The sequence below is a fragment of the Streptosporangium vulgare genome (genome assembly GCF_042428775.1).
Taxonomy (GTDB): Bacteria; Actinomycetota; Actinomycetes; order Streptosporangiales; family Streptosporangiaceae; genus Streptosporangium; species Streptosporangium vulgare.
This window is the reverse complement of the sequence record NZ_JBHMBS010000015.1, coordinates 39,105-65,948: the sequence shown is the minus strand read 5'-3', so window position 1 is coordinate 65,948 and position 26,844 is coordinate 39,105. Positions and strand designations below refer to the sequence as shown.

Sequence of the window (26,844 nt, the reverse complement as noted above, 5' to 3'; positions counted from 1 at the left end):
GACCGCGCGGCGGGAGCATCCTGCCGCGCGGTCGCGGGATCAATGGTGGGCGGTCGCGGGAATCACCGGTGGGCGGTCGAGAGGATCACTGGTGGGCGAACTGGGCGAGCGCGGGCAGCGCCCTGTCGGCGAAGTCGAACAGCGCCTGGTTCTCCCAGCCGTTGCCCGAGGACGGGTCGGCCGGGTCCCACCCGTTGCCGGCCACCGCGGTCCAGGTGGGCTCCCAGTAGACGGCGCCGAGCCCGCGCCCGCCGGGCACGGCCTGCACGATGCTCATCACGTCGCGCAGCATCGCCGACTGGCCGGCCGATGAGGCCGGGTATCCGGGGTACGGGGTCGCCGCGGTGATGATGTTGGTGAGGCCGTCGTCGTTGCCGGTGGTGAAGGGGTAGGCGGTCTCGGCGAGCAGGACGGGCCTGCCGTAGCGGGAGGCGATGTCGTTGATATTGGCCTGGAACGCGCCGAGCGTGCCGTGCCAGTAGGGGTAGTAGGAGACGCCGATCACGTCGTAGTTCACGCCGTTGGCCGCGGCGCTGTCGAACCACCAGCGAAAGAGCGCGTTGTCGCCGCCCTCGGCCAGGTGCAGCACGACCCTGGTCGAGGACGAGACGGCCTTGACCGCGCTGTAGCCCGAGTTGAGCAGCTGGGCGAGGTTGCCGAAGTTGGAGGAGCGGCCGTCCTCCCAGAGCATGCCGTCGTTGATCTCGTTCCCGACCTGGACCATGTCGGCGGTGGTGCCCTGCGCCTTCAGCGCGTTCAGCACGTCGTAGGTGTGGTTGTAGACGTCCGTCTTGAGCTGCGCGAACGTGTGTCCGGTCCACGCGGCGGGCTTGTACTGCTTGCCGGGGTCGGCCCAGGTGTCGGAGTAGTGGAAGTCGACCAGCAGGCGCATCCCCCTGGCCTTGACCCGCTGCGCCATGGCCAGCACCCGCGCCTTGTTGTTGTAGCCGTCGGCCGGGTTCACCCACACCTTCAGGCGGACGTAGTTGGCTCCGGCCGCCGCCAGGATCGCGAGGGCGTCGCCCCGCGCGCCCCCGGCGTCGTGGTACCTGCCTCCGTACGCCTCCGACTTGGGCAGGCTCGAGGTGTCGGCGCCCTTCACCGCCAGCGTCGCCGACCCGGCCGCGAAGGTGACGTCGTCGAAGTTGGCCCAGCCGCCGGCCGCCGCCGCGGAGCCGAGGGAGATCGTGCACTGGCCGCCCGTCACGTTCTGGGTGACGGCGATCTGGATCCACTCCGACGAGCTGACCGGCGCGTGGGTCCGCCTCTCGGCGGAGCCGCAGTTCCGCAGCGCGATCCAGCTCTGGCTCATGGCTCCGGACCTCACCCAGGCGCGGAGCGTGTAGGTGCCCGAGGCCAGGCCGGTCAGCGTCTGGTGGGTCTCGACGGTGTACGCGTTGGTGGACCAGTGCGACAGGCGGTAGGAGCCCGTGTGGCCGCCGGCCTCGGTGAAGTCGGCGGCGGCGGTGCCCGCGGTGTTCCACGAGGCCGGTGCGGCGACGCCGCCTCCGGTCTCGAAGCCGCCGTTGGCGACCGTGGGTGCGGCTCGGGCCGGTAACGGCACCAGGACGGCGGCGGCACATGCCAGCAGTGCCACCAGGATCTTCTTCATGGGTCCTCACTTGGTCAGGAGTGATGTGGACGATCCCCGAAGACCCCGGGTGACGCGGCGCGGTCAGGTGGCCGGCGCGACCCCGGGGACGATCACGCGTCCCCGGCCAGTTCGACGACCGTGACGCCGCCGGCGGGCACGGCCGCCGTCCCGGTGTGCGCGGCGCCGTCGAACACCCCGGTCCCGCTCACCCCCTGGACGGTGACCGGCTCGTCGCCGTGGTTGAGCAGGAAGAGGTACCGGCCCCGGCGTACGAGCTCCAGCGTGTCCGGCAGGCCGCGCGGGCGCGACACGCCCGCCAGGTCGAGGACCGTACGCAGGAGCGCGCGCAGATCCCCTCCGCCCCCGGCTTCCGTGCCGCCCGCCGGGACGCCGGAGCCGGAGGAGGGGATGTGGGGGGCCCGCGCGGGAGACGGACCGGAGCCGTGCTCCGCGGACGGGTCGGGGGACGGGTCGGGGGACGGGTCGGGGGACGGGTCGGGGGACGGGTCGAGGGCGGTGGCGACATACCAGGCCGTACCCGCTCCCAGCTCGTGGCGGGTCACCGCGGGGTGGCCCGCGTCCGGCCCGCCGGTGAAGGAGTGGACGGCGCGCGCCCCGGCGAGGCGGACCCTCTCGGACCAGATCCGGCCGGTCAGGCCGCCGTCGCCGTCGCCACCGCCGACACCGACACCGACACCGACACCGACGGGCACCGTGCCGCCCTCCGGCAGCGGGTGGAACTCCTCCACCGACAGGCCGAGCACGTCGCGCAGCGCGCCGGGGTGGGCGCCGGGGTGGATGGCGTCGTTCTCGTCGACGATCCCGGAGAAGTAGGAGACGACCAGGTGCCCGCCCGCCTCGACGTAGCGGCGCAGGTTCTTGCCCGCCGCCTCCGTGAGCAGGTAGGAGCTGGGGACGACGACCATCCGGTACGCCGAGAGGTCGGCGGCGGGGTGGACGAAGTCGGCGGTGACGTGCTCGCGCCAGAGCGCCTCGTAGTAGGCCTCCACGCGCTCGCGGAAGCGCAGGTCGACCGAGGGGCGCCACTCCATCTCCAGCGCCCAGTACGACTCCCAGTCCCACACCAGCGCGACCTCGGCCTCGACGCGGGAGCCGCGTACCCCGGCCAGCCCGCGCAGGTCGGCCCCGAGGGCGACCACGTCGTGCCACAGATCGGAGTTCTCCCCGGCGTGCGGCAGCATCGCCGAGTGGAACTTCTCCGCGCCGTGGCGGGAGGCCCGCCACTGGAAGAACAGCACCGAGTCCGACCCGCGGGCGACGTGGGCGAGGCTGTTGCGCCGCATCTCCCCCGGCCGCTTGGCGAGGTTGCGCGGCTGCCAGTTGACGGCGCCGGTCGAGTGCTCCATGAGCATCCAGGGCCGCCCGCCCGCCACCGAGCGGGTGAGGTCGGCCGCCAGGGCCAGCTCGATGTGGTTGTCGGCCCGGCCGGCGTCGAGGTAGTGGTCGTTGGAGACGACGTCCACCTCGCCCGCCCACCGCCAGTAGTCCATCGGCTCGCAGTTGGGGATCATGAAGTTGGTGGTGACCGGCAGGTCGCAGAAGCGGCGGATGGCGTCGCGCTCGCGGCGGAAGTTGGCGAGGTGCGCGTCGACGGAGAAGCGCGCGTAGTCGAGCCGCAGGGCCGTCAGCTGGCCGACGGGGGCGATCCTCGGCGGCTCCACCTCCTCGAACGAGCCGTAGGTCAGCCCCCAGAACGTGGTCCCCCAGGCCGCGTTGAGCGCCGCCACGTCCCCGTGCCGCTCGCGCAGCCAGTCGCGGAACGCCTCGGCCGAGGTCTCGCAGTAGCAGTGCGCGTTGGCCCAGCCGTACTCGTTGTGGACGTGCCACATGGCGACCGCCGGGTGCCCGGCGTAGCGCTCGGCGAGCCGCTCGGCGATCCGCCCGGAGGCGGCGGCGTACTCGGGGGAGCTGGGACAGAAGCTGTGCCGGGAGCCGCCGGCGAGGACGCGGCCCTCGCGGTCGACCAGGCGGGCGCCGGGATGGGCCGTCCTGAACCAGGTGGGCGGGGACGAGGTCGGCGTCGCGAGGTCGATCATGATTCCGGCGGAGTCGAGCAGGTCGACGATCCTGTCCAGCCTGCCGAAGTCGTAGACCCCCTCGGCGGGCTCCAGCAGGCTCCAGTTGAACACGCCGAGGCTGACCAGGTTCACCCCGGCCTCGCGCATCAGCCGGACGTCCTCGCGCCAGACCTCCTCCGGCCACTGCTCGGGGTTGTAGTCCCCGCCGTACGCGATGCCCCCGGGCAGGGCGGGATATCCGGGCAACGACTCCCCCTCGAATGGTTTCTGTGAACGTGCACAGTAATGCACGACAGGCGGCCACGGAAGACCGCTCATGGGATGCCCGGTATGTCTGGGGGTTAACAAGAACGTAACGGGCATTGACAGTACCCGTCGGCGGATTTCAGTCTGTGAACGTTCACAGATGTTCCGATGGCCTTCCCGCCATCCCCGGCCATCCCCCGGTGGCCTCGCCGACGGCCTTCCAGGTCTCCCGGTGACTCCGCCAGTGGCTTCGCCGGCGGCCTCGACAGGCTCACAGCGGCCTTCCAGCGGCTTCACAGCGGCCCCGCGACGGCCTCACAGCGACCGACTCCCTGACATGAAATCCCACACGGAACCCCCACCCGGAGGAACACATGCAGACAAACCGGCTCGTAGCGGTGGCGGCCGCGATCCTCGCCACCGCCCTGGCCGGGTGCTCCGGCACTCCCCAGGAGCCGGCCGCCCCGGACGCGCAGAGCTCGGCCCCCGCGGGGCCGGTCAAGCTCACCTACTGGACCTGGGTCCCCAACATGGACAAGATCACCGCGGTCTGGAACAAGGCCAACCCCGACATCCAGGTCACGGTCAGCAAGCAGGCCGGCGGCGACGACGCGGCCACCAAGTTCCTGACCGCCGCCAAGGCGGGGAACCCTCCCGACCTGGTCCAGGCCGAGTACCAGATGCTGCCCTCCTTCGTCGCCGCCGACGCGGTGGCCGACCTCACGGCCGAGGTGGGCCAGGCGAAGGGCGAGTTCGGCGAGGGCGTCTGGGGGCTGGTCACGCTCGGCACCGACGCCGTCTACGCCCTCCCCCAGGACAGCGGCCCGATGATGCTCTACTACCGCCGGGACCTGTTCGAGAAGTACGGCATCGAGGTGCCCAAGACCTGGGACGAGTACGCCGAGGCCGCCCGCGCCGTACGGAAGAAGGACCCCAAGGTCTTCCTGGGGACCTTCTCCAGCAAGGACCCCGGCTCCTTCGTCGGGCTCGCCCAGCAGGCGGGCGCCCAGTGGTGGTCGATCAGCGGCGAGTCGTGGAAGGTCGCGGTCAACGACGCGGCCACCACGAAGGTCGCCGACTACTGGGGCGGCCTCGTCAAGGAGGGAGCCATCGACGACCAGCCGTACTTCACCCCCGAGTGGAACAAGGCCCTGAACGACGGCAGGCTGCTGACCTGGCCCTCGGCGATCTGGGCGCCCGGAGTGCTGTCCAGCAACGCGCCCAAGGCCAAGGGAAAGTGGGCGATCGCCCCGCTGCCGCAGTGGAGCGCCGGGGAGAACTCCAGCGGCTTCTGGGGCGGTTCCTCCACCGCGGTCGCCGCCAAGTCCCCCAACCGGGCCGCCGCCGCGAAGTTCGCGACCTGGCTCAACACCGACCCCGAGGCACTCGGCCTGCTCGTCAAGGAGGGGGCGGTCTACCCGGCCGCCACCAAGGGCGGCACCATGCTCGGCGAGGCCCCCGACTACTTCTCCAACCAGCCCGACTTCTGGCAGCAGGCCGCCGCGATCTCCGCCACCGCGCGCGGCTTCACCTTCGGGCCGAACGTCAACGTGACCTACAACGCCTTCAAGGACGCCTTCGACAAGGCCCTGCAGGACGGGTCGGCGTTCTCCGGCGCTCTCGTGAAGATGCAGGACGCGACGGTCGCCGACATGCGGAAGTCCGGATTCCAGCTCACCCCATGACACGACGCCCCGGCGGCGGCGCCCGCACCGCGAGCGCCGTCCCCTACCTCTTCCTCGCACCGGCCATGACGCTGTTCACGCTCTTCATGGCCATCCCCATCGCCTACACGGCCTACCTCAGCCTGCGGCGCACGAAGGTCTCCGGGCTGGGCCTGGGCAAGAACTCCCGCCGCGAGGTCTTCGCCGGCCTCGACAACTACGCGGCGACGCTCTCCGACGGCGAGCTGTGGGCCGGCTGGCTCCGCGTCCTGGGCTACGGCCTGCTGGTGCTGACGGTCATGCTCGGGCTCGCCCTGCTGTTCGCGCTGCTGCTGGACTCGGCGCACGTGCGGCTCGCGCGCTTCTCCAGGATCGCCCTCTTCCTGCCGTACGCGGTGCCGGGCGTGGCGGCCACCCTGCTGTGGGGCTTCCTCTACCTGCCGAGCCTCAGCCCGTTCCGCCAGGTGCTCGACGTCGACCTGCTCGGCTCGGACGCGGTGGTCTTCTCCATGGCGAACGTGGCGGTCTGGGGCGGCGTCGGTTTCAACATGCTGGTGCTCTACACCGCCCTGCGCGCCGTCCCCAGGACCTACTACGAGGCCGCCAGGATCGACGGGGCGAGCGAGATCCAGATAGCGCTGCGGATCAAGATCCCGATCCTGCTGCCCGCGATCATCCTGACCACGGTGTTCTCCATCATCGCCACGATCCAGGTGTTCACCGAGCCGACCACCCTGCGGCCGCTGACCAACACGATCAGCTCGACCTGGAGCCCGCTCATGAAGGTCTACCGCGACGCCTTCGTCACCGGCGACCTCTACTCGGCCGCCGCCACCTCGATCGTCATCGCGGCGATCTCCCTCATCCTGTCGTTCGGTTTCCTGCGCGTCGTCCGCGACCGCGCCTTCGGGGAGGGCTGATGGCCACCACGACCTCTCGGGGGTCTTCCCGGGTGCCTTCCCAGATACGCCGCCCGGCCGGGGTCGTGCCGACCGCGATCCTGCTGCTGGGCGCGCTCTACTGCCTGCTGCCGGTCAGCTGGGTGCTGGTGGCCGCGACCAAGTCGAAGGGGGAGCTGTTCTCCACCTCGACCTTCGCCCCGGGCACCGGGCTGCTGTCCAACCTCTCGGACCTGTTCGCCTACCGCGACGGCGTGTTCTGGCTGTGGATGCTGAACACGCTGCTGTACGCGGGCGGCGGCGCCCTGCTCTCCACGGCCGTCTCGGCCGTCTCCGGTTACGCGCTGGCCAAGTACCGCTTCCCGGGGCGGAACCTCATCTTCAACCTGCTGATCGGCGGCATCCTGGTGCCCGCCGTCGTGCTGGCCATCCCGCAGTATCTGCTGTTCTCGCGGATCGGGCTGGCCGACACCTACTGGTCGGTCCTGCTCCCGCAGATCCTGCACCCGTACAGCATCTACCTCGCGCGCGTCTACGCCACCGCCGCCGTCCCTGACGCCCTGCTGGAGGCCGGGCGCATCGACGGCGCCGGGCACTGGCTGCTGCTGCGCCGGGTGGCCCTGCCGCTCATGCTCCCGGGCATGGTGACCATCTTCCTGTTCCAGTTCGTCGCGATCTGGAACAACTTCCTGCTGCCCTTCATCATGCTGGGCGACGACCAGAGGTTCCCGCTGACCGTGGGGCTCTACACCCTGCTCGCCGCGGGGGCGAACCAGCCCTCGCTCTACAACCTGATCCTCACCGGCACCCTGTTGTCGGTCGTCCCGCTGATCGCGCTGTTCCTCACGATGCAGCGCCACTGGCGGACCGACCTGGCCGGCGGGGCCGTGAAAAGCTAGGCCGGGCCGACCAGCGGCCGGTCGAGGGGACAATGAGGAGCATGGCGAAGCGTCCGACCATCCACGACGTCGCGGCGGTGGCGGGAGTGTCCCGGGGAACGGTGTCCCGGGTGCTCAACGACGACAGGTACGTCAGCCCCGCCGCGCACGCCGCCGTCAAACGGGCCATCGCCGAGACGGGCTACGTGCTCAACCGGGCCGCCCGCAGCCTGGTCACCCAGCGGACCGGCTCGGTGGTGATGGTCCTGTCCGAGCCGCAGGAGAAGCTGTTCGAGGACCCCACCTACAGCGTGCTGCTGCGCACCGCCAGCCGGATGCTCGCCGAGCGGGACGTGTCGCTCGTGATGATGATCGCCGGGAACGACGGCGACCGCGACCGGGTGATCCGCTACCTGCGCGGCGGCCACGCCGACGGGGCCTTCCTGGTCTCCACCCACGCCGGCGACAGGCTGGTGGACGCGCTGGTGGACATCCCGGTGGCCGCCGTCGCCCAGGGGGCCGTCATCGGGCGGGAGAACGTGATCCCCTACGCGGCGGCCGACGACCGCGAGGGCGCCCGGCAGATGACGCGCTACCTGGTGGAACGGGGCCGCAAACGGATCGCCACCATCACCGGTCCGCTCGACACCCCCGGCGGCGCGCTGCGGCTGGAGGGCTTCGCCGACATCCTCGGCAGGAAGGCGAGCCGGAGACTCATCGAGCACGGCGACTACACCCAGCTGGGCGGGGAGAGCGCGATGGCCCGGCTGCTGGAGCGCGCCCCCGACATCGACGCGGTCTTCGTCGCCTCCGACCTGATGGCCGCGGGCGCGCTCTCCGCCCTGCGCGCCGCCGGGCGGCGGGTGCCCGAGGACGTCGCGGTGGGCGGTTTCGACGACTCCGCGGTGGCGCTCACCACCCACCCGCCGCTCACCACCGTCCGGCAACCCCTGGAACGGGTCGCCGAGGAGACCGTCCGCCTGCTGCTCGCCCTGATCGACGGCGCGGAGAACCTGGAGCCGGTGATACTGCCCACGACCCTCATCGTGCGCGAGTCGACCTGACCGGTCCGCCCGGCCGGGCGGACCGGCCGGGCGAGCGAGCGAGCGAGCGAGCGAGCGGCGGGATCGAACGGGACCGACGGCGGGGTCAGCGACCGGGTGAGGACCCGTTCACGGTCAGGACGTGCTCGGTCTCGATCGCGGGGAAGGTTCCGGTGTCGACGATCCCGTGCTCGCGGAAGGCGGCCTCCAGCAGCGCGTAAGCCTTGGGCTCCAGCTTCCACAGGGCCCGGCACTCGCGGGCGGTGGCCAGGGAGACGCCGGTCTCGTGGGCGATGTCGTCCGCGCGGGGCACGAACTTCCGCTCGATCTGCTTGTCCCAGTACTCCCGCGCGGCGCGTATCTGGGCCGCGCGCCGCGCCGTGTCGACGATCGGCGGCGGGACGTCCAGCACGTGGAACTCCTCGTCGTCATCGTCGACCGGGGGCCGCAGCGCCGAGGGGCCCGCGGCCACCGCGGGGCGCCCGGACGACCTCGCCGGCTCCTCGGGCTCCGGCGCCCACGGCACGGGCGGGGTCAGGTCGATCAGGGCGGAGGTGTTGTAGAGGGCCCCGATCTGGGAGAGCAGGGCCTCCTGGCGCGCGGAGTCGACCGCGAGGCCGCTGTGCTCCACCGCCCGGTCCATGGCACGGTCCAGCTTGGTGAGGGCCACGCGCATCTTCCTGTCGGACGCCCCCGAGGCGCGGAGCGCGCGGGCCCGCTTGGCCGCCAGCGCGACCCGGGTCAGCCTGCGGTGGGCGTCCACCTCGCTGGCCGTACGGTCGCTGACCTCGGCCAGCCCGATGCGGACCAGCGCGCGCTCGGGGGTGATCCGCCAGTTGATGCGGGAACGCCCGGTGATGCGGTGGCGTTCGATCGCCATGCCGCGCTCCCACAGCCACGCCGCCACCAGGGGGGCGGCGAGCCGGAAGACGGCCTCGGCGGCGCTGCGGGCGTCCATGCTCGACAGCACGGCCGTCAGACCGGTGAGCGCCCATACGGCGATGCCGTCGATGCCCGCGGAGAAGTTCTCCCGCATGTTGCGGCGCGCCCGGACGGCGCTGGTGATGACGGCGACCTCGATGAAGGCGAAGAGCAGCAGCCGCAGGGGGCCGTCGAAGCCGAGCACGTCACCGGAGAAACGCCACATGCCCTGGGCGGAGACACCCGTCGCGATGCTGGCGGCGACGATGGTGAGGACGTCCTCCGCCGGACGGGGCGCGACGTGACGATGATAGAAGCGGACCGCCAGGCGCTGGATCGCGCGCAGCGCGAAATACGCCACGACCAGGAGGACGAGGGCGAACACGGCGATGATGGCCGTGAGAACCGGCTGGTCCGATGCGAAGGTGGTGATTTGATCGATGGGGGGCATCAGTCACTGTCCGTCAGTCTCGATGTCCGACAGGATATTCAGCGATCATTCCAGAATGTCGGCGGCTTGTTCGCCAAACGGGCGCTCACCCGCGTGACAGATGTGAACACAGTTGCGACGGACACCAGTAAAGATCACCAGCCCGGATGACCAGTGCCTGCGGCAGGCGCGCCGGAGATGAGGCGGCGATCCGCGTGCCGTGACCGACCACGCCGACACGCCCCGGCCCACCTTGTGGTGGAACCGTGGGAACTGGACACGGTGGCGACCGCCGCCGCGCGCCACATCCCATTGTTCGCCGGAAAATAGGGGTGGCAGGGGCTCACTACGGGGCGAAAATGTCGGTGCCGGGAGAGACGATAGAAGGTGAACACGGGCCGAACTACCGACGGGGACGCGATCGAAGTTCCGCAGGACCTCCGCGCCTCCCGGGAAAGGATCACGTGATGACGACCCTGATGAACGTGTCCGACCTGGCACAGGTTCTCTTCGTCTCCACGCTGCAGGCCTCGGACCACCCCTCACCTGACCAGGTGCGCACGATCATCGAAGGCCGGATCCGTGCCTGCCACGCCGATCTCTCCGATTGCACCGCCCTCGTCGCCCAGGAGGCCGGAGACCACCCGGAGGCGTACGCGAGCCGGATGCGCTGGGCCCTGTGCGAGGCCGGGCGGGTCCGCCCGTCCATCTCCCTCTCGCTCTGACCACGCCCTCCCGCTCGATCCGACCACGACTCCTTCCCCCTGACCACGGCGCGGGACCGCGCCACGACGTACGGCACCCGGAGCCGATCGGCCAGGGACCCGCCCCGCTCGCCAGACGGCCGGCCCGCGTCGTAGCGTCGAAGAATGGACGCCAGAGACGAAGCGGGCACCCCGCCCATTCCCGGATCATCGCCCACCGGCGGCCACCTGCCCGCCACACCGGAGGAAACAGGAGGGTCGCTCGGGGCCGACCACGCCCGCGTCCCCGAGCTGCTGGAGGCCACCCGCGCGTACGCCGTGCGCCTGCTCGGCGGGCTCGGCGACCGGCCGGTGGCGCGGACGCCGGTGAGACCCGCGCCCGTACCCCTGCCGGAGACGGGGATCGGCCTGGAAGGGGCGATGGAGGAGTTCGCGAAGCGGTGGGAGCCGGGCTTCGCGGCCGGCGCGGGCCCCCGCTATCTGGGCTTCGTCACGGGCGGCGTGACACCCGCCGCACTGGCGGGCGACTGGCTGACCGGCACCCTCGACCAGAATCCCACCTCGGGCCTGGACTCGCTCGCCCCGGACCTCGAACGGGAGACGGCCGCCTGGCTGCGCGACCTCTTCGGCCTGCCGCCCGAGCACGAGGGGACGTTCGTCAGCGGCGCGACCATGTCCACCTTCGCGGGCCTGGCGATCGCCAGGGAGTGGCTGGGCGAGCGGCGCGGCGTGTCGCCGGCCGAGGAGGGCGTGGCCGCGCTCGGGCCGGTGACAGTGCTGTCGGGAAGCCCGCACTCCAGCGTCGTCAAGTCGCTGTCCATGCTCGGCCTGGGACGGTCGGCGATCCGGCGGGTCGGCCTGCTGCCGGGCCGGGAGGCGGTGGACGTGGCCCGGCTCGCCGAGGAGCTCGACCGGCTGGACGGCGCCCCGGCGATCGTGGTCGCCAACTCCGGCACGGTGAACACCGTCGACTTCGACGACCTGCGCGCCATCGCGGCCCTGCGCGAGCACCACCCGTTCTGGCTGCACGTGGACGCCGCGTTCGGCGCCTTCGCCGCGCTCTCCCCCGAGCACGCCCACCTCGTCGCGGGCCTCGGCGAGGCCGACTCGGTCTGCGTGGACCTGCACAAGTGGCTGAACGTGCCCTACGACAGCGCGATCCAGTTCACCCGCCGCCGCGACCTGCAGGCCCGCGTCTTCCGGAACTCCGCCGCCTACCTGGGCCCGGTGGGCGACGACCCCGACTTCGTGCACCTCACGCCGGAGAACTCACGCCGCCTGCGCGCGCTGCCGGCCTGGTTCGCCCTGGCCGCGTACGGGCGCGAGGGGCACGCGGAGATCGTCCGGCGCGACGTCGCCCTCGCCGCCGGGCTCGGCGAGCGGATCGCCACGATGCCCGCCTACCGGCTGCTCGCCCCCGTACGGCTCAACGTGGTCTGCTTCACCCTCGCCGGCTCCCCCTCCCCCGCCCGGATCGACGAGGTGGTCGACGCGATCACCGCGTCCGGCGAGGCCTTCCTCACCCCGACCATCCACGAGGGGGTGCCCGCGCTGCGCGCCGCGTTCAGCAACTGGCGTACGACGGAGGCGGACGTGGAGCGGGTCGCGAAGATCCTCCAGGAGGTCGCTTCCCGGCCGTGAGACGGTCGACGCGGCCGTCCGCGATGTGAAGCGGCTCGTCGCAGAAGAGGGTGTGGTCGGGGTCTGCCGGTTTTCGAGGTCGCCGGCACGGGTTTTCACGCTCGGCCGCCCTCCTGTCCGGGCGCGACGACACGTGCGCCGGGAAACGAGCTACGCACCGTCGTTGCCGTCGCGCAGGGAACGGATCATGCTCTGCAGGATCCGGAACGCGTCTGACCGCTCGGTCTCTGTCATGCCGGCCAGCATTCTGACCTCGACGGACCGGACCGCCACGGATGCTTTCTCGAGGCTCCGTCGGCCGCGAGGCGTGAGCCGCGTGGGGAGAACCTTCCCGACAGGCGCCTCCGCGGGCCTGGTCACGTAGCCCTCTCGTTCCAGTGCCTGGAGCAGCACGTTCATCGACTGCCGTGTCACGAACGCGCGCCGCGCGAGCTCGGAGTTCGACAGGCCCGGTCGTTGAGCCAGCAGCTCGAGACAGGAGTAGCGCGTCACGCTCATCCCGAGCGGCCGCAGCACCTCCTCCATGGCCGCGCGGAGGGCGCTCGACGTCTCTTTCAGCAGGTAGCCCAGTGACGTCTCCAGGTCGACGCCGACATCGTCTTGACTCATGTCAGCATTCTGACATAGATTGACCCGTGTCAGAATCCTGACACGCAAATAAGGAGCATCGTCATGCCCGTCACCGGCCCCGACTTCATCTCGCTCCAAGCGCGCGACCTCGACGCTTCACAGGCGTTCTACGAGCAGTACCTGGGCCTCGTCCGCTCGCAGGCCGGACCTCCGCACGCGGTCGTCTTCGAGACGAAGCCGATCGCGTTCGCACTCCGCGACGTCGTTCCCGGCACCGATCTCGCATCCGTCGCCCAGCCCGGCGTCGGTGCCGCGATCTGGCTCCACGCCACAGACGTCCAGGCCATTCACGATGCCCTCGTCACCGACGGTCACACCATCGTCTCCGCACCGATCGACGGCCCCTTCGGCCGGACATTCACCTTCGCCGACCCCGACGGCTACCAGGTCACTCTCCACGACCGCGCCTGATCGGCCAAACGCCACCGGACGATCGACCACGGCGGCTTCAGGCCCCGGCCACACCCTCTTCTGCGATGGGCCTGTGAAGCACGGCCCCTTCCGGCCGACGAAGAACAAGCGACCACCCGGAGCAGACATACCTGATCGCCGCTACGCGGTGAGGAACAACGACCCGCCTGCCACGCGGGCGACCACCGGTGAAATCACGCGGGCAATCGCCGGTGGAATCACATGGCGAAGACATTCGAGAACGGCCTGCCCCAAACGCCGAACTTGCCGAACAACGTACAGCGGTCGAGCGAGTGGCGGAACAGCGGTCGATGACCCACTCACCTCGTTCTCCAATCGGCGGCCGGCTCGATCTTCTCGCGGAACGGAAGCGGGCACCGATCACAGCGGCAGTGACCGGGCAGATCGACGTGACCACGACACGATGGACCGAAGCCTGAACGACAGCCTGAACGGCCGGCGCCCCCCGATGGCCGCAGCACATAATGGGCATTGGGCGGCCGGAGCCCTCAACTCCTCGGGATGAGGGCTCCGGCCGCCCAGGGCCTGTTTCGCGCCACTCCTACTCGGCGGCAGATGCGAATCCCGCGTGCGCCCGCGTCGAGATTGAGCGCGCGCTGATCGTCAATAACCGGGGCATGGATTGTTTCGTGTGTTCTCGCCGAGGTTGTCCAGACGTTCGCCCCACTTCTCTCGGCCTTCGGGGGTCTTCAGGCTGTTGATCTCGTCCCGGACCTTCTTGCCCGCGTAGGCACCTCCGAGCGCTCCGGCTACTGGTTGCCCGGTGGCAACGCCGAGGGCCGCGACTTTCACCCCGACCGTTGAACCGGCAACCGTGGCTACGGCGTCGATGATGTCGTGAGCCAAGGGGGTCTTCTTTTTCTTTCCCATATCACCCCTTCTTTCGCGACCACTATGGTCGATTGAACGTACCTGCACGGTAAAACATAGAATGATTTATGGCGACGACAGGCCATGTGTTTATAACTTCCCGGCTAGGGTGCTGAATATTGACATAGATCATGTAATTTGCTGACAGCGATGCGACATTAACTCGATTCCCCTTTGCGCCTGCCCGCCCGGTCATCGACGCGATTATCGATTCCAGCGATTGGCCGCAGCCATCAGACTTCTCTCGCGTATGGCGACGGAAATCTCGATACGGTCGACGATGTCGACGGTGTCATCGTCGTTGTCGTCGATGATCCGTCCGGCATGGGCCGATCGCGTGTCGTCGTGTTCGCGTGTTCCCGTCACCCCACCGGACTCGAAGACACCGTCGCGCCCCGCTCGCCGTCCACCTCGCCCTCCACCTCGCCCTCCACCTCGCCCTCCACCGGGGCCCACCGGCTCCTGACCGCCCCGAGAACGGACCCGGCGAACATCCGATTCGCCGCCCGGGACTATCCGACGGCCCTGGACGACTTCGAGGAGTCGATCCCGGCCCTTTACGCGATGCTCCGGGCAGGGCACCGGGCCGTCCTGGAATGCCGCCACAACCACTACCGCCGATCCGGCCATCGGGATGGCCGGGTCGGCGGTAGTGGTCCCGGCCTGTACGGAACCGCTGAGAAACGGGGCTGCCGGGGAACAGGACCTCTAGGGAACCGTGTCCGCGCCGCCGACACCGGCGCCCGCCGACGGCGGGGTGGCGGACGCGGATCCCGCCGAGTAGGAGTACGACGGCCGCGAGACGGCGCCGTCGGCGCGCAGCCAGTCGCTCATGGTGCTGCCGCTGCTCTGCGCCCGCCGGATCGTGGCGATGTCGTAGTAGTTGCTGCCCGCCCAGGTGAGGCTCGCGTTGCCGAAGTCCTCGGTGATCGTCTTGGCGCCCTTCACGTGGTTGCTCTCGGCGTAGATCTTTCCGTTCACGCCCAGGCCGATGAAGTAGTCGTCGACGTCCACGTAGTTGGCGAACACGTGGGCGTACCCGAACCGCACCCTCGGGTGGCGGGTGTTGGACCCGTCGAACCAGTTGTGGTGGTAAGTGACGTTCAGATAGCCGGTGTCCTGGGAGCCGTTGCTGTCGCTGTGGCCCAGCAGCATCGACTTGTCCGTACCGACATAACGGTTGTACGAGACCGTCGCCAGGTCGGATCCCCGCTTGATGTCCACCGAGCCGTCGGCGGCCGGGTAGAACGTGTTGTGGTCGATCCACACGTGGTGGGAGTAGCACTGCACGTTGACGGAGTCGTCCGGGGAGTTCCTGAACGAGAGGTTCCGGATGATCACGTTCTGCACGTGGGTGAACCTGTCCCGTTCGGCGGGGTCGCAGAGGTCGCCGCCCCAGGCGACCTCCTCCGGGCCCCAGCCGTTGACGTCGAGCCCGAACCCGCTGATCGTCGCGTTCGTCCCGACGCCGATGATGGTCTTGTTCGACCCCACGTCCAGCATGTCCGCGCCGGTACCGGTGATCGTGCCCGACACCCGGACGATCCGGGGGGTGTCGTCGGCGACGGCCGCCGCCAGCTGCGCGTAGGTGCCGACGGTCACCGTCTGGCCGCCCGAGCCGCCGTTCGTGCCGTTGCGGCCGTACTTGTCAAGGGTCGCGAAACCCACCAGGCCGCTCGCGTTGCCCGGATTGCCGGGGGTCGGAGTGACCGTGGGAGTGGGGGTCGGGGTGGGGGTGGGGGTGGCCGTCGGGTCGGGGTTGCCGCCGCCCGCGGGGGCGAACCGCCACTGCTTGGTCGCCACCGAGTCGCAGGAGTTCTGCTGGATCAGGGCGCCGGAGGAGGTGGAGTTGTCCTTGGTGTTGAGGCACTTGCCGCCGTTGGCGTTGACCACCCGATAGTTCGACCCGGAGGCGGCCAGGCTCCAGGTCTGGGAGGAGGCGCCGGTGCAGCTCTCCTGCTGGACCGCCTTGCCCGCGGAGGTGCTCGCGCCCTGGACACCGGCGCACTTGCCGCTGTGCGCGGCCTTGAGCTGGAACCCGCTTCCGGCGGCGGCCAGGTTCCAGGTCTGACCGGCGGCGCCACAGCCGGACTGCGTGAGTTGCACGCCGTCGGAGCCGCCGGCACCGGGGACGGTCAGGCACAGGCCGCTGCTCGCGTTGACGAGGGTGTAGGCGCCGGGTGCCGGATCGGCCGCGGCGGCGGAGGTGCCGAACGCCCATCCGGACGCGGCGACCGCGCCGACGATGACGACGGCCGCGACCCTCCTGACGAATCTGCTCTTCACAGCCGAACTCCTTGCTGGTCCGGCAGGTCCGAATGACCTGCGCTCCGGATTCCCCCCAGCGAGTGCGCACCGCTCACATGTGTGAACACGTCCGTGTTGGCGGACAATGAACACCATAGGAAAGCGCTTTCCAACTGTCAACGAACACCGTCGGCGAACCGGGAAACTTTCACTCGGACCGCCGTTCGCGGGGTCGCGGCTTGGCAGGTCTGGCCGTCACGATCCTCGTGACGTGCTTCTACCGTGCTGTCATGGACACTCCGGACCTCCTCATCAGGAACGCCACCCTGCGCGGCCGCCCCGGCAGGTGGTCGCTGGCCGCCACGGACGGGGTCATCAGCCTCGTCGCCGAGGACGACCCCGATCTCGGCCCGGCGGCCGACGTGACCCTCGACGCCGACGGCGCCCTGGTCACCGAGCCGTTCGTGGACGCCCACCTGCACCTGTGCAAGGTACGCACCCTCGACAGGGCCGGGCCCGCCGCGCTCTCGGAGTACACCGGGGGCACGATGGGGGCCGCGATGGGCGCCATCGAGACGGCCGCCGCCGTCAAGACCGGCCAGACCGCGAAATCCGTCCTCGAACGCGCCCGGCCGGTGCTCCTGGAATCCGTCCGGCACGGCGTCCGGGCGGTGCAGGCCTTCGCCGACATCGACCCGAAGGCGGGACTCAGCGGGGTGGAGGCGCTGCTGGCGCTGCGCGAGGAGTTCCGCGGCCTGGTCGACGTCCGGGTGGTGGCGTTCCCGCAGGACGGCCTGCTCCGCGAACCCGGGACCGAGGAACTCGTCGCCGAGGCCGTACGGCGCGGCGCGGACGTGGTGGGCGGCATCCCCTGGATCGAGTGGACCGACGCCGACGCCGCCGAGCACGTGAGACGCATGGTCGGCCTCGCCCAGCGGCACGACCTGCGCGTCGCCATGCTGGTCGACGACGCGGGGGATCCGGGGCTGCGCACGGCCGAGATGCTGGCGCGGGAACTGCTGGAGCGGAACATGATCGGACGCGGCAGCGCCCAGCACGCCAGGGCGATGGCGCTCTACCCGGAACCGTACCTGCGCCGCCTGGCCGGACTGTGCCGCGCCGCAGGACTCGGTTTCGTCAGCGATCCGCACACCGGGCCGCTCCACCTGCCGGTCTTCCGGCTGGCCGACGCCGGGGTCCCGGTCGCGCTCGGCCAGGACGACATCGAGGACGCCTACTACCCGTTCGGGCGGCACAACCTCCTGGAGGTGGCCTTCCTCGCGGCCCACCTGCTCGACGCCCGCACCGACGCCGCCCTGGAGCGGCTGTACGACATGGTCACCGTCGACGCCGCCCGGGTCGCCGGCCTGCCCGTCCACCGCCTGGAGCCCGGGGCCCCCGCCGATCTCGTCGTCCTTGAGGGACGGACCCTCCGCGAGGCACTGGCCCGGCACGCGCCACCCCGGCACGTCGTCGTCGCGGGCCGGGTCGTGGCCTCCTCCACCCTGCTCACCTCTTTCGGCCCCGGTGTTCCTCGCTGACGGGCACGGGCACGGGCACGGACTCCGGGCACCGTACCGGCCCGGAGGTGGAGAGCCCCGCACGGCGGGGGGAACGGGCAAGGCTGGGGAAACCAGGGCGATGACGAACCCGCGAAGCCGGAAAAACCAGCAGGGCGACGGACTCGCGAAGCCGGGAAAACCGGCACCGGGGCGCCGCAGGGCCTCGGATCAGCGGGATTCTTCCCGCGAAAACCGGCATTCGAGCGGAGACGATCTACTGAACTCTGGCGGTTCCGGCGCCGAGAACATCCTTTCGGGGCACGAGCCTCCGGCGGGACCCGGTAGCCGAGCGTTACCGACCGCCCCCTTTCCGCTCCTTTCCGCTACCGACGGGTAATCCGACCGCCCCAAGGCTTGGGAATCCGCTAGCAGACTCCCCCACCCCCCTCCACTTACCGTGAGGGTAGGTTACGCATCGTGTCGGCGTCTTCCTCGACGCGGCACGGCGCTCCGCCAGCCCGGGCATCGCCCAGGGCTCGACCGATTCGACACCGATTCGACGTGGAGTGATCTGCCATGACCATGATCAGGAACGCCCTCGCAGCCGGAGCCGTGATGGCCTCCGCTCTCATCATCCCCGCGACGATGCCGACCTCGTCCGCTGTCGCGGGCACCGTGACCGTGACCACCCCGGCCGTCGCCTCCTCCGTCCTGAAGCCCTGCCGCGAGCACAAGGACCCCGAAAGGTGCCGAGCCCGGCGCGAGTACCGGCGTGAGCACGGGCGGCACCACCGGCACGAATACGGACGCGAGGAGAGGCGCAGGCACAAGGGCATGCACGAGTACAAAGGCGAACACCGACGCAAAGGCATGAGCGAATACAAAGGCGAACGCCGACACGAGGGCATGAGCGAGCGCACCGGCAGAGGCGCGGGTGTCGGCAGCGGCATCAGCGACAACGTCGGCGGCCGCGGCACCGGCCGCGGCGTCAACAACTGACAGGCGGCCTACAGGCGACCGGCACGGCGGCCACCGGCGGCCAGGCCGGAAAGCGGGGAAGCCAGGAGGCCGGAAAGCCGGAAAGGCGGAAGACCGTCACCGTGACCACGAGCCGCGCGCTCACCTCGCCGTGAGGCAGATCCGGCCCGAACGCTCGCCCCCTCAGGGGGCAGTCCCGGACCGCACTTTCGCCTCGCCGTGAGGCGGGCCGGATCGCACACTCGCCTCCCTGTGAGGCAGATCCGGCCAGGCTCGCGGAAGATCCGTCCCAACGACGGGCGGCCCGCCCACCGAGCATTCGGGGGCGGACCACCCGTCGTCCCGTGCCCGCCGCCCCTGCCGCCCCGTGGTCCGTGCCCGCCCCTGTCGCCTCGTGGTCCCGTGCCCGTCACCCCGTCACCTCATACCCGGTGAGCTCGCCCGCGTGCGCCCGTCGCCGCGAAACGAAACCGGTCACGGTGAATCCCCGCGCCCGCTGTGCTCCCTGCGCGTACTACGGCCGGTGCACGGCCTCGTGAGCGTCGACGAGCCGTTTGGGAGCCGTCAGGCACCAGGCCTCGGTGACCAGCTCGAACAGCTCATCCGCGTCGATCTTCGCGAGGTGCACCACGACCCAGCCGAACCGGCCGATGGTGAACTGGACCTCGAACACCTCCGGCCGCTCCGCCACCAGCGCGATCTGCTCGTCGATCGTCGCCTTGAGCCCCACGGTCTCCGTCTTCTCCCACAGGTAGCCGAAGCCCTTGCCCCGCACCTTCAGCGAGACCCAGTCGCCGCCGTCGCTCTGCTCGGTCTCGGGGAGTTGCTTCAACATCTCCAGGAATTCATCCACGCTCACACCCATGGCCACGGTCTACCAGAACGCACCGACATTTCTCCCCGCTCCCCTCTACCCCGGCCATCCCCGGGGCCGTCAGCCCGTGATGCCGGGCTCGCCGTTCTCGATGTGTCCCATCAGGCGGCGGGCGAAGGCGGTGTCCCCGGCGTCCCCGGCGTCCCCGGCGTCCCCGGCGTCCCCGGCGACGGTGATCCACAGGTCGTACCATCCGGTCGCGGCCCGCCACGGCACCCGCGTGGTCTCCCCGGCCGCGAGCCGCAGCGTCCGCGCCGTCCCGCCGTAGGCCAGGGGCGAGATCGTCACGTCGGCCGGTTCGTCACCGGTGTTGACGACGACGATCTCGATCGTCCGCGTGGCCGCGTCGATCACGCTGGACGTCTCCACCGGGTCGTCCGTCCCGCCCCGGAACTCCCTGCGGAAGCCGTTCGGCCCGGTGAGGACGAGGGCGTAGGTGGGACACGGGAAGTAGACCACCTCGCGGGCGTGGCCGAGCACGTCGAAGTGCAGCGGCCGGACGAGCTCGCCCATGTAGCCGTACAGCGCCAGGTGTGCGCTCTCCGTACCGGTGTTGCTCATCGCGATCTCGACGGCGCGGCCACTGGTCCGCGCCGAGGCATCGGGCCGGTACGGCAACGCGCGGGCGGGCCTGACGCCCGGTTCCCTGCCGGGCATCCGCTGCTCGGCGGGGGCTTCGGGGTACCAGCGGCCGGTCGGTACGCCCTGGATGGCCGAGATGCTCCGGGCGGGCGAGGTCCCCTCCGGGCCGCCGGAAACCGGCACTTCCCGCCCTCCCGGTGCTCCCGGCGTTTCCAGCGGGTCCGGCGAGTCCGGTGTGGGCCACGCCTCCGGGCGGGCGAAGTCGAAGGCGGAGGTGAGATCCCCGGCGACGGTCCGCCGCCAGGCGCTGATGTCGGGGGCCCTGATGCCGAGCCAGGTCTCCAGGAACCGGACCGTCGAACTGTGGTCGAAGGTCTGGGAACAGACGTGGCCCCCCACGCTCCAGGGCGACACGACGATCATCGGGACGCGCATGCCCAGCCCGATGGGCCGCCCGGCGACGAACTCCCCCGGCGTTCCCTCGGGCGGGACGGGCGGGGGGACGTGGTCGAAGAAGCCGTCGTTCTCGTCGTAGGTGATGAAGACCGCGGTACTCGCCCACACCTCCGGACTCGACGCCAGCGCGTCGAGGATCCGGTAGACGACCTTCCCGCTCTCCACGGCCGAGGACCCCTCCGGGTGCTCGGAGTCGGCGAGCGAGGTCACGACGTACGAGACCGCGGGGAGGCGTCCGGCCGCCACGTCGGCGGCGAACCAGTCGCCCAGCCCGCCCGTCCGGGTGCGGCGCAGCGCCCGGTCGTGGAGCAGCCGGTCGGCCGGATCGAGGCGTGCCACCCTCTCCTCCAGCTCGGCGAGCATCGGCGCGGGGTCCTCGGACGCGCGTACCTTCTCGTAGAAGGAGTGCATGCTGCTCTGTCCCAGCTTCGCCATGACCGCCTTGAACGTGGCGAAGAACTCCAGGTTGTTGCACTGGTAGTTGTCCCACTCCTGGTAGACCTGCCAGGAGTGCCCGGCCCGGGTCAGCAGCTCGGGCACCGTGGTCCACGAGTAGCCGGGGTGCCCGTCCTCCTCGCAGGCGCCGTTGTCGACGGCCCGCTGTTCGGTGCCGGGCTCGTGGCCCGTGTGGCCGGAGACGTGGTAGTTGCGGTTCGGTGTCGTGGAGCTCAGCGCCGAGCAGTGGTAGGCGTCGCAGATCGTGAACGCGTCCGCCAGCTCGTAGTGGAACGGGATGTCGTCGCGGTCGTAGTACGCCATCGTGGACGGGCCCTTGTTGGGCACCCAGGCGTCGTTCCAGCCCGTCGCCCAGGCGTTCTGGGTGCCGAGCCAGCTGTGGTCGTGGGTGTCGAGCAGCATCGGGTCGGCCCCTGCGCGCTCGGCGGCCTCCCTCAGGGAGAAGGGCAGGATCCCGTCCTGCTCGAAGACCGGCCGCAGGGCCCGGGTGGACACCGCGTTGCGGTCCTCGTAGCCGCGCACCCCGCGCATCCGGCCGAAATAGTGGTCGAACGACCGGTTCTCCTGCATGACGAAGACGACGTGCTTGAGGTCGGAGAGGGTTCCGGGAGGTGCGGGCCGCGCCAGCAGGCGCACGAGAGAGGGGGGAAGTACGGACGGTGCCGACATTGACGCATCCCTTTAACGGCATTTCAGGCAAGCCTCAACCTAACAACCCGGCTCCATCCTTCCTGCACCCGGGACGCGGCCTCGCTATCCCGTCCGCTCTCACCACCATGGCGACGGGAACGTGGTGGATCTTGTCGGCATGGATGGTCGAGGCGGAGGCGTGTGGTCAGTTGTCCGGATGCTGTAGCCGCCGGATCTGGAGGCGCAGCTCCTGTTCGCGCCTCAGGTGCCGCTGCTCGCGGCGTAGCTCCGATTCCTCGGCGGCACGCTCGTCCCAGCGCGTCCGGGTCCCCTGGATCTCGTACATGACGAGGCGGGACAGCCACATGACGCCGATCGCGACGGCCATGAGCACGGTCATGTGACCGGCGAGGAGCAGTACGAAACCGGCGACGAAACACATCCAGTACGCGGTCTTGGCAGCGATTTCTATCGCGTCGATGTGCTTTTCGAACAACGACATGCGTTACTCCGAGGATGGTGGGTGGAGTAGTCGTTCCAGCATGAGAGGGAATGACCGAAATACCAGTTCCGTCCGCTCGTGTGGCAATGGCTCCACCGGCGGAAGCGCGATGCCGAGCGGGTACGGGACTTGCCGACCTAGACGATCAATACCTACTCTGGTATGCGACTTTCTTCCTTCAATACGGGGTCACGAAAAGGGCGGGGGTGGCGTGGCCGAGCGGATGGTGCCCAGTCCCCGGTACGAAAGGCTGAGGCAATTGCTCGTCGAAGCCGAATACCGGGCCGACGAGGTGCGGCAGGCATACCAGCGCGCCTCCTCGGCGATGCGGTCGGGACAGGTCTGGACGGGGCCGACCGCCGCCACCTGGACCGCCGAGCTGGAAGACCGGCACCAGCGGCTCGGACGGCTCGCCCAGAGCGTGGTGGACGCGGTCGAGGAGGAGCTGCGCCGCTCTCCCCCGCTGGTGACCGAGGCCGAGGCGAACGCCATGCGCCGGGAGATGGCCGGACGCACGTGACCGTCATGAGCATGAGGGGGAACGTTCCATGGCACCGACCGCCGAGTTCTGCGGCATCGACCCCGACCAGATGGGTCAGCTCGCCACCTCCCTGCGCGGAGCCGCCGACAGGCTGACCGCCTTCAGCAGGGAGTTCGAGGGAAAGCTCCGCCAGAACGGGGTCGAGACCCCCGCGCTCCGGGAGATCACCGACATCGCCGACTGGGGCGGGCGGCAGGTCTCCATGCTCCACGGCCGGATCGACCTGATCAACGCCCTGGGCGACGGCGCCCCGGAGCTGGGCGGGGCGGGCGGCACGGCCTCGACGGCGGCGGGCGGGCGGGGGCTCATCCGCCTCCCCGACGAGCTGAAGGACTACGACCTCGCCCAGGGCCTGGCCAGGATGTACGGCGAGGACATCCTCGTGAACTTCCACAGCGACCTGCAGGCCAAGCTCATCCACGAGCACATCGACGACGTCGCCAAACTCGCCGAAAACCCCCAGGCCGCCGCCGCCTTCTTCGCCCTGCTCTCCCCGAAGGTCCGCGACGCGCTGCCCAGCGTCATCGCGGCTACCGGCAGTAAGACCGCTAAACAAGATCTGGCCGCCTTCAGCAAGGCCCTCGGCGCGGCCCTGAACGCCCCCGCCCTCATCCCGGCCTTCGCCAAGGTCAGAGACGACCTGGTCAAACCGGTGGACGGCAATATCGTCGCGTGGAACCGGCTCGCACTGCTCAAGGGCGCGAACGCCCCCTCTTCCATCCGCAGCGCGGCGGCCCGCGCGCTGGTCCTGGACGAGTTCGCGAAGAGGCCCGCACAGGAATGGCGCGCCGGATCTCTGGGCGGCAAGAAGTACGACCTGCCTGACGACCTGGTCGCCATGGGCCTGGAGGTGCTCAACGGAGACGGTGTGGCTGTGCGCGACGCCTTCTCCAAGATGGGCGGGGCCGACGTCAAACTCAGCCAGGCCGACAAGATGAAACTGTTCCTCGACTACGCCAAGGGCGTGGGCACCGGGGACGAGGTGGCCGACGCCTTCGGCCGGGCGATGGAGGCGGGCACCGAGGCCAGGACCGAGAAGGCCGGCCAGCACAGCCCGGAGGCCGCCACGTTCGCCCTGGACTTGATAAAAGTCGCGGGCTCCTTCGGCGCCGACCTGCCATGGCCTGCCAAGGATTCCATGGGCGTGGTCGCGAATTCGTATGTCCATGAGTTGGTCTCGGGCGGACGCTTCGACAGGGCCGCCGACCGCTCCTCCGGCATGCAGGTCCCCCAACATTGGGAAGCCTTTCCCGGGGTGACCCCCGCTTTCTACCTCAGCCCCGGCGACACCTATCAATTCATGAAAACCTTCGTCGGAGAGGACAAGGTCGCTGACGCGTTCGACTCGACGGTGGCGAAGTTCCGCCATGACGCCTTGTTGGGCGCTGCCAGATTGGACGCACAGGGCAACAGCGATTACTTCCGCGATATTTCACTGATGTTCGGTGATTTCGGTAGCGTCGCGTTCAAGACGGCAAAAGACGTACTCGGCGAAGAAGACGCTATCGCCGATTTGACCCGAGACATCACTAAGAACACCGTCGGTTTGATGCTCGGCGGGGTCAGCTTCGTGCAGCCGGTCGCCGAAGTTGGCTGGGAGTTCGCTCAGGCGTACATCGTCAGCACCGCATCGGATATGTGGGCCGACAGTTTCGAGACACAGGTCCAAGCGGCTACCGAGACTCGGGCCGACTTGGCCAAACGCATAAAGTACGAGATGGCATACCTTCTCCACAGTGGCGGCTACCCGGCGAGCGAACCTCCCAACGAACTCCTCAGCGCGACCACTGGCACTCTCAAAACATACGACGAGCTCGTGGCCGAGGCCAGGCGCGAAGCCACCGGCGGCAAGAAATGGGAGCAGCTACTTCAAGGGAAGTTGGACGCTTACGAGAACTGGATGGACGATAACGCAAACCTCGACAAAAAGGTCGAGCATTCCTCGCGTTTCCAAACCAGCGACCTGGCCGAAAATCTACTGAAGACCCGGAACTGACATGGAAAGATCTCTTAGCGTGGAAGGCAAGCGGTCTGTGCGTGCAGTCGCCAGGTAGGTGCCTCCGGCGCCACATAAACGTTCACCACCACCCCCACTTCCTTGCTGCCATAGATAAACCGCCCCTCTGGATCATCTACCTGACTTATGTCGTACTCCACCTTGTAACCCAAGATTCGAGAAAGCGTATTCTCCATGACTCTTTGAGCTTTATCTAGGCGAGAATCTAGTGATTCGTCGATGCGTTCCTCATCGGCTGTTGCCCGCAATACGCGCTTGACCTTATCTTCCCCGCAAGGAAGGTCTGTATCCGGGCGCTGCACGATTCGTAGATTCATAAGCGGGTTCTTGAAGACGTCGTCGGTTTCCAGTCTCTGCGTGTCCTTCTGCAACTCCGCTGCTGCATCCTTCAAGGATGGTCCGGAAGCACATCCCGAGGCCACTATCACCAGCGCCAGACCGACGGCCAGTAACCGAGTGGAGCGCATTCAGGACCTCCAGGGGTGGTGGACGCCGGGACCTACCAATCTTTACCCACCCGGCCCGCCTTCGCCACACCCTTCCCATACTTGTTCGTCGAACAAGGGCAGTTGCCAGGTCACGCCGATCACTGTCGTCAGCCAGGGCAGGAACATGCCTTCGCGGGTTGGAGCCGTGATCCGCTCGGCCGACGGCTTGCTCGTCGTCATGGTTTCGCCTTTCGAATGCTTTCCGATGCTCGCGACAGGAGACCAAAAGAGGGCTATCTCATTCATATCCGACCCGACTCGCCTCCGGCCGGAAAAGTGGTTTACCGCTTTCTTGTCAACACTTTCACGAAGAGGATTCCTGTGCCTAGAATGCCTTATCGGTAGTCGATCGACTACTGGATAGGCAACCCAGGATAGAGCGGACCATGACAGCCGCTGGTTTGCCTGGGCTGGATTCGATATCACCAGCCGACCATTGAGTCCGTTTTTTCTAATTCGGGAGGAAATGTGATGGAAGGTGTGCCGCCCCTCGATCCTGGATCTCCTCGCGTGCGGTTCGGTGCCGAGATGCGTCGGCTGCGGGAGGCGGCGCAGCTCTCGCAGTCCGCCGTGGCCAGGCGCCTCGGCTGCACCCAGACTCAGGTCAGCCGTCTGGAGGGTGCCACACGCACGCCGTCGAAGTCCGACGCCGAGAAGCTGGACCAGCTCTTCGGGACCGCTGACGGCAACGCCTTCACTCGCCTCCGTCAGCGCATCCTGGCTCAGCCCGGTGGCCCGATCTGGTTCCAGAGCTGGGTCGAGGAGATCGAGCCGACCGCCCTCGTCCTACGCTCCTGGGATCCTCTCCTCGTTCCCGGCCTTCTCCAGACGGAGTCCTACGCCCGTCACGTTCTCAGCCAAGAACCCCGCATGACCTCTCAGGAAGTGGAGGAACGCATTGAGGCCCGAATTCAACGTCGCTCCATCCTGGAGCGGGACAATCCACCACTATTCCTGACTCTCATCGACGCCAATGTGGTGCGCCGTCCAGTTGGGGATCCTGAGGTTATGCGCGGTCAGCTCGACTACCTGCTGGAGGTTGGCCGGAATCCCGCTGTTTCTATCCAGCTCGTCGATCAGCGATGCCTGTCAGGCTTGCTGGGGGCGTTTATGATCGCTGAGCTTCCGGACGGGCAGCCGGACGCGATCCACGCCGACTCCTCAGCAGAGGGGCACGTCTCAACCGATTCGAGTCTTGTAGCCTCTATATGGAACCGATATGAGGCGATACGACGATGGGCTTATCCTGATCACATGTCCCTCAAAATGATCGAGGATGTGAGGCAGGAATGGACCTGAGTGCCGCCGTGTGGCAGAAGTCATCACGTTCCGGATCGAACGGGGGTCAGTGCGTGGAAGTGGCTGCCAACCTGCCCGGGGTGGTCGCCGTTCGCGACAGCAAGAATCCCAATGGTCCCAAGCTGCTCTTCGCCCCCGCCGAGTGGAAGTCGTTCATCGGCGGCGTCAAGACCGGCGAGTTCGACACTCTGACCTGACCTTTCATCCCTTCGGCCCGTCGATCGCCACGTCTCCGGACCGGTCCTAGGTCCATGGTCCGATGTGGCAGAAGCGGGATGGGA

General features: G+C 69.1%; 24 protein-coding genes. 13 read left to right on the top strand and 11 right to left on the bottom strand.

The window, feature by feature from the left end; translation table 11 throughout:
• Window positions 1-85 precede the first annotated feature (85 nt).
• Together ACFFRH_RS27865 and ACFFRH_RS27860 are read right to left on the bottom strand one after the other, a co-directional pair.
• Window positions 86-1,612, bottom strand: a complete 1,527-nt coding sequence (locus tag ACFFRH_RS27865) for a glycoside hydrolase family 53 protein (RefSeq protein WP_386160689.1) — start codon at window positions 1,610-1,612, stop codon at window positions 86-88.
• A 92-nt stretch (window positions 1,613-1,704) separates the two neighbouring features.
• The gene (locus ACFFRH_RS27860) at window positions 1,705-3,879 is read right to left on the bottom strand and encodes a beta-galactosidase (RefSeq protein ID WP_386160687.1); all 2,175 of its coding nucleotides are present in this window, start codon (window positions 3,877-3,879) and stop codon (window positions 1,705-1,707) included.
• 374 nt (window positions 3,880-4,253) lie between these two features.
• Here ACFFRH_RS27860 and ACFFRH_RS27855 point away from each other — a divergent pair, with 374 nt between their 5' ends.
• The 4 genes from ACFFRH_RS27855 to ACFFRH_RS27840 are packed head-to-tail and all read left to right on the top strand — an operon-like array spanning window position 4,254 to window position 8,384.
• Window positions 4,254-5,564, top strand: a complete 1,311-nt coding sequence (locus tag ACFFRH_RS27855; protein ID WP_386160685.1) for an ABC transporter substrate-binding protein — start codon at window positions 4,254-4,256, stop codon at window positions 5,562-5,564.
• The gene (locus ACFFRH_RS27850) at window positions 5,561-6,463 is read left to right on the top strand and encodes a carbohydrate ABC transporter permease (RefSeq protein WP_386160683.1); all 903 of its coding nucleotides are present in this window, start codon (window positions 5,561-5,563) and stop codon (window positions 6,461-6,463) included. Before ACFFRH_RS27855 ends, ACFFRH_RS27850 begins: the two co-directional genes overlap by 4 nt.
• A 32-nt stretch (window positions 6,464-6,495) precedes the next feature.
• Entirely contained in the window at window positions 6,496-7,341 is an 846-nt protein-coding gene (locus ACFFRH_RS27845; protein WP_386160681.1) for a carbohydrate ABC transporter permease, read from the top strand.
• A 41-nt stretch (window positions 7,342-7,382) separates the two neighbouring features.
• Entirely contained in the window at window positions 7,383-8,384 is a 1,002-nt protein-coding gene (locus ACFFRH_RS27840) for a LacI family DNA-binding transcriptional regulator (protein WP_386160679.1), read from the top strand.
• A gap of 85 nt (window positions 8,385-8,469) precedes the next feature.
• Here the strand turns inward: ACFFRH_RS27840 and ACFFRH_RS27835 are convergent, their stop codons facing one another.
• Entirely contained in the window at window positions 8,470-9,735 is a 1,266-nt protein-coding gene (locus tag ACFFRH_RS27835) for a hypothetical protein (RefSeq protein WP_386160677.1), read from the bottom strand.
• A 446-nt stretch (window positions 9,736-10,181) separates the two neighbouring features.
• Here ACFFRH_RS27835 and ACFFRH_RS27830 point away from each other — a divergent pair, with 446 nt between their 5' ends.
• Together ACFFRH_RS27830 and ACFFRH_RS27825 are read left to right on the top strand one after the other, a co-directional pair.
• Window positions 10,182-10,439 (top strand): hypothetical protein, encoded by a 258-nt coding sequence (locus tag ACFFRH_RS27830; protein ID WP_386160675.1) that lies wholly within the window; start codon window positions 10,182-10,184, stop codon window positions 10,437-10,439.
• Window positions 10,440-10,583: 144 nt separating this feature from the next.
• Window positions 10,584-12,059 (top strand): pyridoxal phosphate-dependent decarboxylase family protein, encoded by a 1,476-nt coding sequence (locus ACFFRH_RS27825; RefSeq protein ID WP_386160673.1) that lies wholly within the window; start codon window positions 10,584-10,586, stop codon window positions 12,057-12,059.
• 150 nt (window positions 12,060-12,209) lie between these two features.
• Here the strand turns inward: ACFFRH_RS27825 and ACFFRH_RS27820 are convergent, their stop codons facing one another.
• Entirely contained in the window at window positions 12,210-12,668 is a 459-nt protein-coding gene (locus ACFFRH_RS27820) for a MarR family winged helix-turn-helix transcriptional regulator (RefSeq protein ID WP_386160671.1), read from the bottom strand.
• Window positions 12,669-12,731: 63 nt separating this feature from the next.
• Between ACFFRH_RS27820 and ACFFRH_RS27815 the strand changes: the two genes are divergently transcribed.
• Entirely contained in the window at window positions 12,732-13,100 is a 369-nt protein-coding gene (locus ACFFRH_RS27815; RefSeq protein WP_386160669.1) for a VOC family protein, read from the top strand.
• Window positions 13,101-13,724: 624 nt separating this feature from the next.
• Here ACFFRH_RS27815 and ACFFRH_RS27810 read toward each other — a convergent pair.
• Both ACFFRH_RS27810 and ACFFRH_RS27805 read right to left on the bottom strand, forming a co-directional pair.
• Window positions 13,725-13,991 carry a hypothetical protein gene (locus tag ACFFRH_RS27810; protein WP_386160667.1) on the bottom strand — a complete coding sequence of 89 codons (267 nt, stop codon included), beginning with the start codon at window positions 13,989-13,991 and terminating at the stop codon, window positions 13,725-13,727.
• Between the two features lie 708 nt (window positions 13,992-14,699).
• Window positions 14,700-16,277, bottom strand: coding sequence for an RICIN domain-containing protein (locus ACFFRH_RS27805; protein ID WP_386160665.1), 1,578 nt, complete (start codon window positions 16,275-16,277; stop codon window positions 14,700-14,702).
• A 251-nt stretch (window positions 16,278-16,528) separates the two neighbouring features.
• On the opposite strand from ACFFRH_RS27805, the gene ACFFRH_RS27800 reads away from it, so the two are divergent.
• Window positions 16,529-17,779 carry an amidohydrolase family protein gene (locus tag ACFFRH_RS27800; RefSeq protein WP_344747813.1) on the top strand — a complete coding sequence of 417 codons (1,251 nt, stop codon included), beginning with the start codon at window positions 16,529-16,531 and terminating at the stop codon, window positions 17,777-17,779.
• 537 nt (window positions 17,780-18,316) lie between these two features.
• Window positions 18,317-18,739 carry a hypothetical protein gene (locus ACFFRH_RS27795; protein ID WP_344747815.1) on the top strand — a complete coding sequence of 141 codons (423 nt, stop codon included), beginning with the start codon at window positions 18,317-18,319 and terminating at the stop codon, window positions 18,737-18,739.
• Between the two features lie 493 nt (window positions 18,740-19,232).
• Here ACFFRH_RS27795 and ACFFRH_RS27790 read toward each other — a convergent pair whose 3' ends face one another.
• From ACFFRH_RS27790 to ACFFRH_RS27780, 3 genes are all read right to left on the bottom strand, one after another.
• Complete coding sequence (locus ACFFRH_RS27790) at window positions 19,233-19,583, bottom strand: MmcQ/YjbR family DNA-binding protein (RefSeq protein ID WP_344747816.1); 351 nt, start codon at window positions 19,581-19,583, stop codon at window positions 19,233-19,235.
• 69 nt (window positions 19,584-19,652) lie between these two features.
• Window positions 19,653-21,755, bottom strand: a complete 2,103-nt coding sequence (locus tag ACFFRH_RS27785) for a phosphocholine-specific phospholipase C (RefSeq protein ID WP_386160662.1) — start codon at window positions 21,753-21,755, stop codon at window positions 19,653-19,655.
• 166 nt (window positions 21,756-21,921) lie between these two features.
• Window positions 21,922-22,218 (bottom strand): hypothetical protein, encoded by a 297-nt coding sequence (locus ACFFRH_RS27780; RefSeq protein WP_344747817.1) that lies wholly within the window; start codon window positions 22,216-22,218, stop codon window positions 21,922-21,924.
• A gap of 259 nt (window positions 22,219-22,477) precedes the next feature.
• Between ACFFRH_RS27780 and ACFFRH_RS27775 the strand changes: the two genes are divergently transcribed.
• Both ACFFRH_RS27775 and ACFFRH_RS27770 read left to right on the top strand, forming a co-directional pair.
• A complete protein-coding gene (locus ACFFRH_RS27775; protein WP_344747818.1) occupies window positions 22,478-22,738 on the top strand; it encodes a hypothetical protein in 261 nt (86 codons plus the stop codon).
• Between the two features lie 28 nt (window positions 22,739-22,766).
• Window positions 22,767-24,755 (top strand): hypothetical protein, encoded by a 1,989-nt coding sequence (locus tag ACFFRH_RS27770; RefSeq protein WP_344747820.1) that lies wholly within the window; start codon window positions 22,767-22,769, stop codon window positions 24,753-24,755.
• Window positions 24,756-24,769: 14 nt separating this feature from the next.
• On the opposite strand, the gene ACFFRH_RS27765 is transcribed toward ACFFRH_RS27770, so the two are convergent.
• Together ACFFRH_RS27765 and ACFFRH_RS27760 are read right to left on the bottom strand one after the other, a co-directional pair.
• Complete coding sequence (locus ACFFRH_RS27765; protein WP_344747821.1) at window positions 24,770-25,243, bottom strand: hypothetical protein; 474 nt, start codon at window positions 25,241-25,243, stop codon at window positions 24,770-24,772.
• A 42-nt stretch (window positions 25,244-25,285) separates the two neighbouring features.
• Window positions 25,286-25,444, bottom strand: a complete 159-nt coding sequence (locus tag ACFFRH_RS27760) for a hypothetical protein (protein ID WP_344747822.1) — start codon at window positions 25,442-25,444, stop codon at window positions 25,286-25,288.
• 291 nt (window positions 25,445-25,735) lie between these two features.
• Here ACFFRH_RS27760 and ACFFRH_RS27755 point away from each other — a divergent pair, with 291 nt between their 5' ends.
• Both ACFFRH_RS27755 and ACFFRH_RS27750 read left to right on the top strand, forming a co-directional pair.
• The gene (locus ACFFRH_RS27755) at window positions 25,736-26,563 is read left to right on the top strand and encodes a helix-turn-helix domain-containing protein (protein WP_386160658.1); all 828 of its coding nucleotides are present in this window, start codon (window positions 25,736-25,738) and stop codon (window positions 26,561-26,563) included.
• Entirely contained in the window at window positions 26,554-26,760 is a 207-nt protein-coding gene (locus tag ACFFRH_RS27750; protein ID WP_344747824.1) for a DUF397 domain-containing protein, read from the top strand. The genes ACFFRH_RS27755 and ACFFRH_RS27750 overlap by 10 nt, the downstream gene beginning before the upstream one ends.
• The last annotated feature ends 84 nt before the right edge of the window (window positions 26,761-26,844 follow it).

Bases quoted from the DNA above. Each gene is read 5' to 3' on its own strand.
- ACFFRH_RS27865 (WP_386160689.1), bottom strand. From the start codon at position 1,612: ATGAAGAAGATCCTGGTGGCACTGCTGGCATGTGCCGCCGCCGTCCTG.
- ACFFRH_RS27800 (WP_344747813.1), top strand. From the start codon at position 16,529: ATGGACACTCCGGACCTCCTCATCAGGAACGCCACCCTGCGCGGCCGC.
- ACFFRH_RS27815 (WP_386160669.1), top strand. From the start codon at position 12,732: ATGCCCGTCACCGGCCCCGACTTCATCTCGCTCCAAGCGCGCGACCTC.
- ACFFRH_RS27750 (WP_344747824.1), top strand. From the start codon at position 26,554: ATGGACCTGAGTGCCGCCGTGTGGCAGAAGTCATCACGTTCCGGATCG.
- ACFFRH_RS27790 (WP_344747816.1), bottom strand. From the start codon at position 19,583: ATGGGTGTGAGCGTGGATGAATTCCTGGAGATGTTGAAGCAACTCCCC.
- ACFFRH_RS27765 (WP_344747821.1), bottom strand. From the start codon at position 25,243: ATGCGCTCCACTCGGTTACTGGCCGTCGGTCTGGCGCTGGTGATAGTG.
- ACFFRH_RS27785 (WP_386160662.1), bottom strand. From the start codon at position 21,755: ATGTCGGCACCGTCCGTACTTCCCCCCTCTCTCGTGCGCCTGCTGGCG.
- ACFFRH_RS27820 (WP_386160671.1), bottom strand. From the start codon at position 12,668: ATGAGTCAAGACGATGTCGGCGTCGACCTGGAGACGTCACTGGGCTAC.
- ACFFRH_RS27810 (WP_386160667.1), bottom strand. From the start codon at position 13,991: ATGGGAAAGAAAAAGAAGACCCCCTTGGCTCACGACATCATCGACGCC.
- ACFFRH_RS27850 (WP_386160683.1), top strand. From the start codon at position 5,561: ATGACACGACGCCCCGGCGGCGGCGCCCGCACCGCGAGCGCCGTCCCC.
- ACFFRH_RS27755 (WP_386160658.1), top strand. From the start codon at position 25,736: ATGGAAGGTGTGCCGCCCCTCGATCCTGGATCTCCTCGCGTGCGGTTC.
- ACFFRH_RS27770 (WP_344747820.1), top strand. From the start codon at position 22,767: ATGGCACCGACCGCCGAGTTCTGCGGCATCGACCCCGACCAGATGGGT.
- ACFFRH_RS27780 (WP_344747817.1), bottom strand. From the start codon at position 22,218: ATGTCGTTGTTCGAAAAGCACATCGACGCGATAGAAATCGCTGCCAAG.
- ACFFRH_RS27835 (WP_386160677.1), bottom strand. From the start codon at position 9,735: ATGCCCCCCATCGATCAAATCACCACCTTCGCATCGGACCAGCCGGTT.
- ACFFRH_RS27795 (WP_344747815.1), top strand. From the start codon at position 18,317: ATGACCATGATCAGGAACGCCCTCGCAGCCGGAGCCGTGATGGCCTCC.
- ACFFRH_RS27825 (WP_386160673.1), top strand. From the start codon at position 10,584: ATGGACGCCAGAGACGAAGCGGGCACCCCGCCCATTCCCGGATCATCG.
- ACFFRH_RS27855 (WP_386160685.1), top strand. From the start codon at position 4,254: ATGCAGACAAACCGGCTCGTAGCGGTGGCGGCCGCGATCCTCGCCACC.
- ACFFRH_RS27760 (WP_344747822.1), bottom strand. From the start codon at position 25,444: ATGACGACGAGCAAGCCGTCGGCCGAGCGGATCACGGCTCCAACCCGC.
- ACFFRH_RS27840 (WP_386160679.1), top strand. From the start codon at position 7,383: ATGGCGAAGCGTCCGACCATCCACGACGTCGCGGCGGTGGCGGGAGTG.
- ACFFRH_RS27830 (WP_386160675.1), top strand. From the start codon at position 10,182: ATGACGACCCTGATGAACGTGTCCGACCTGGCACAGGTTCTCTTCGTC.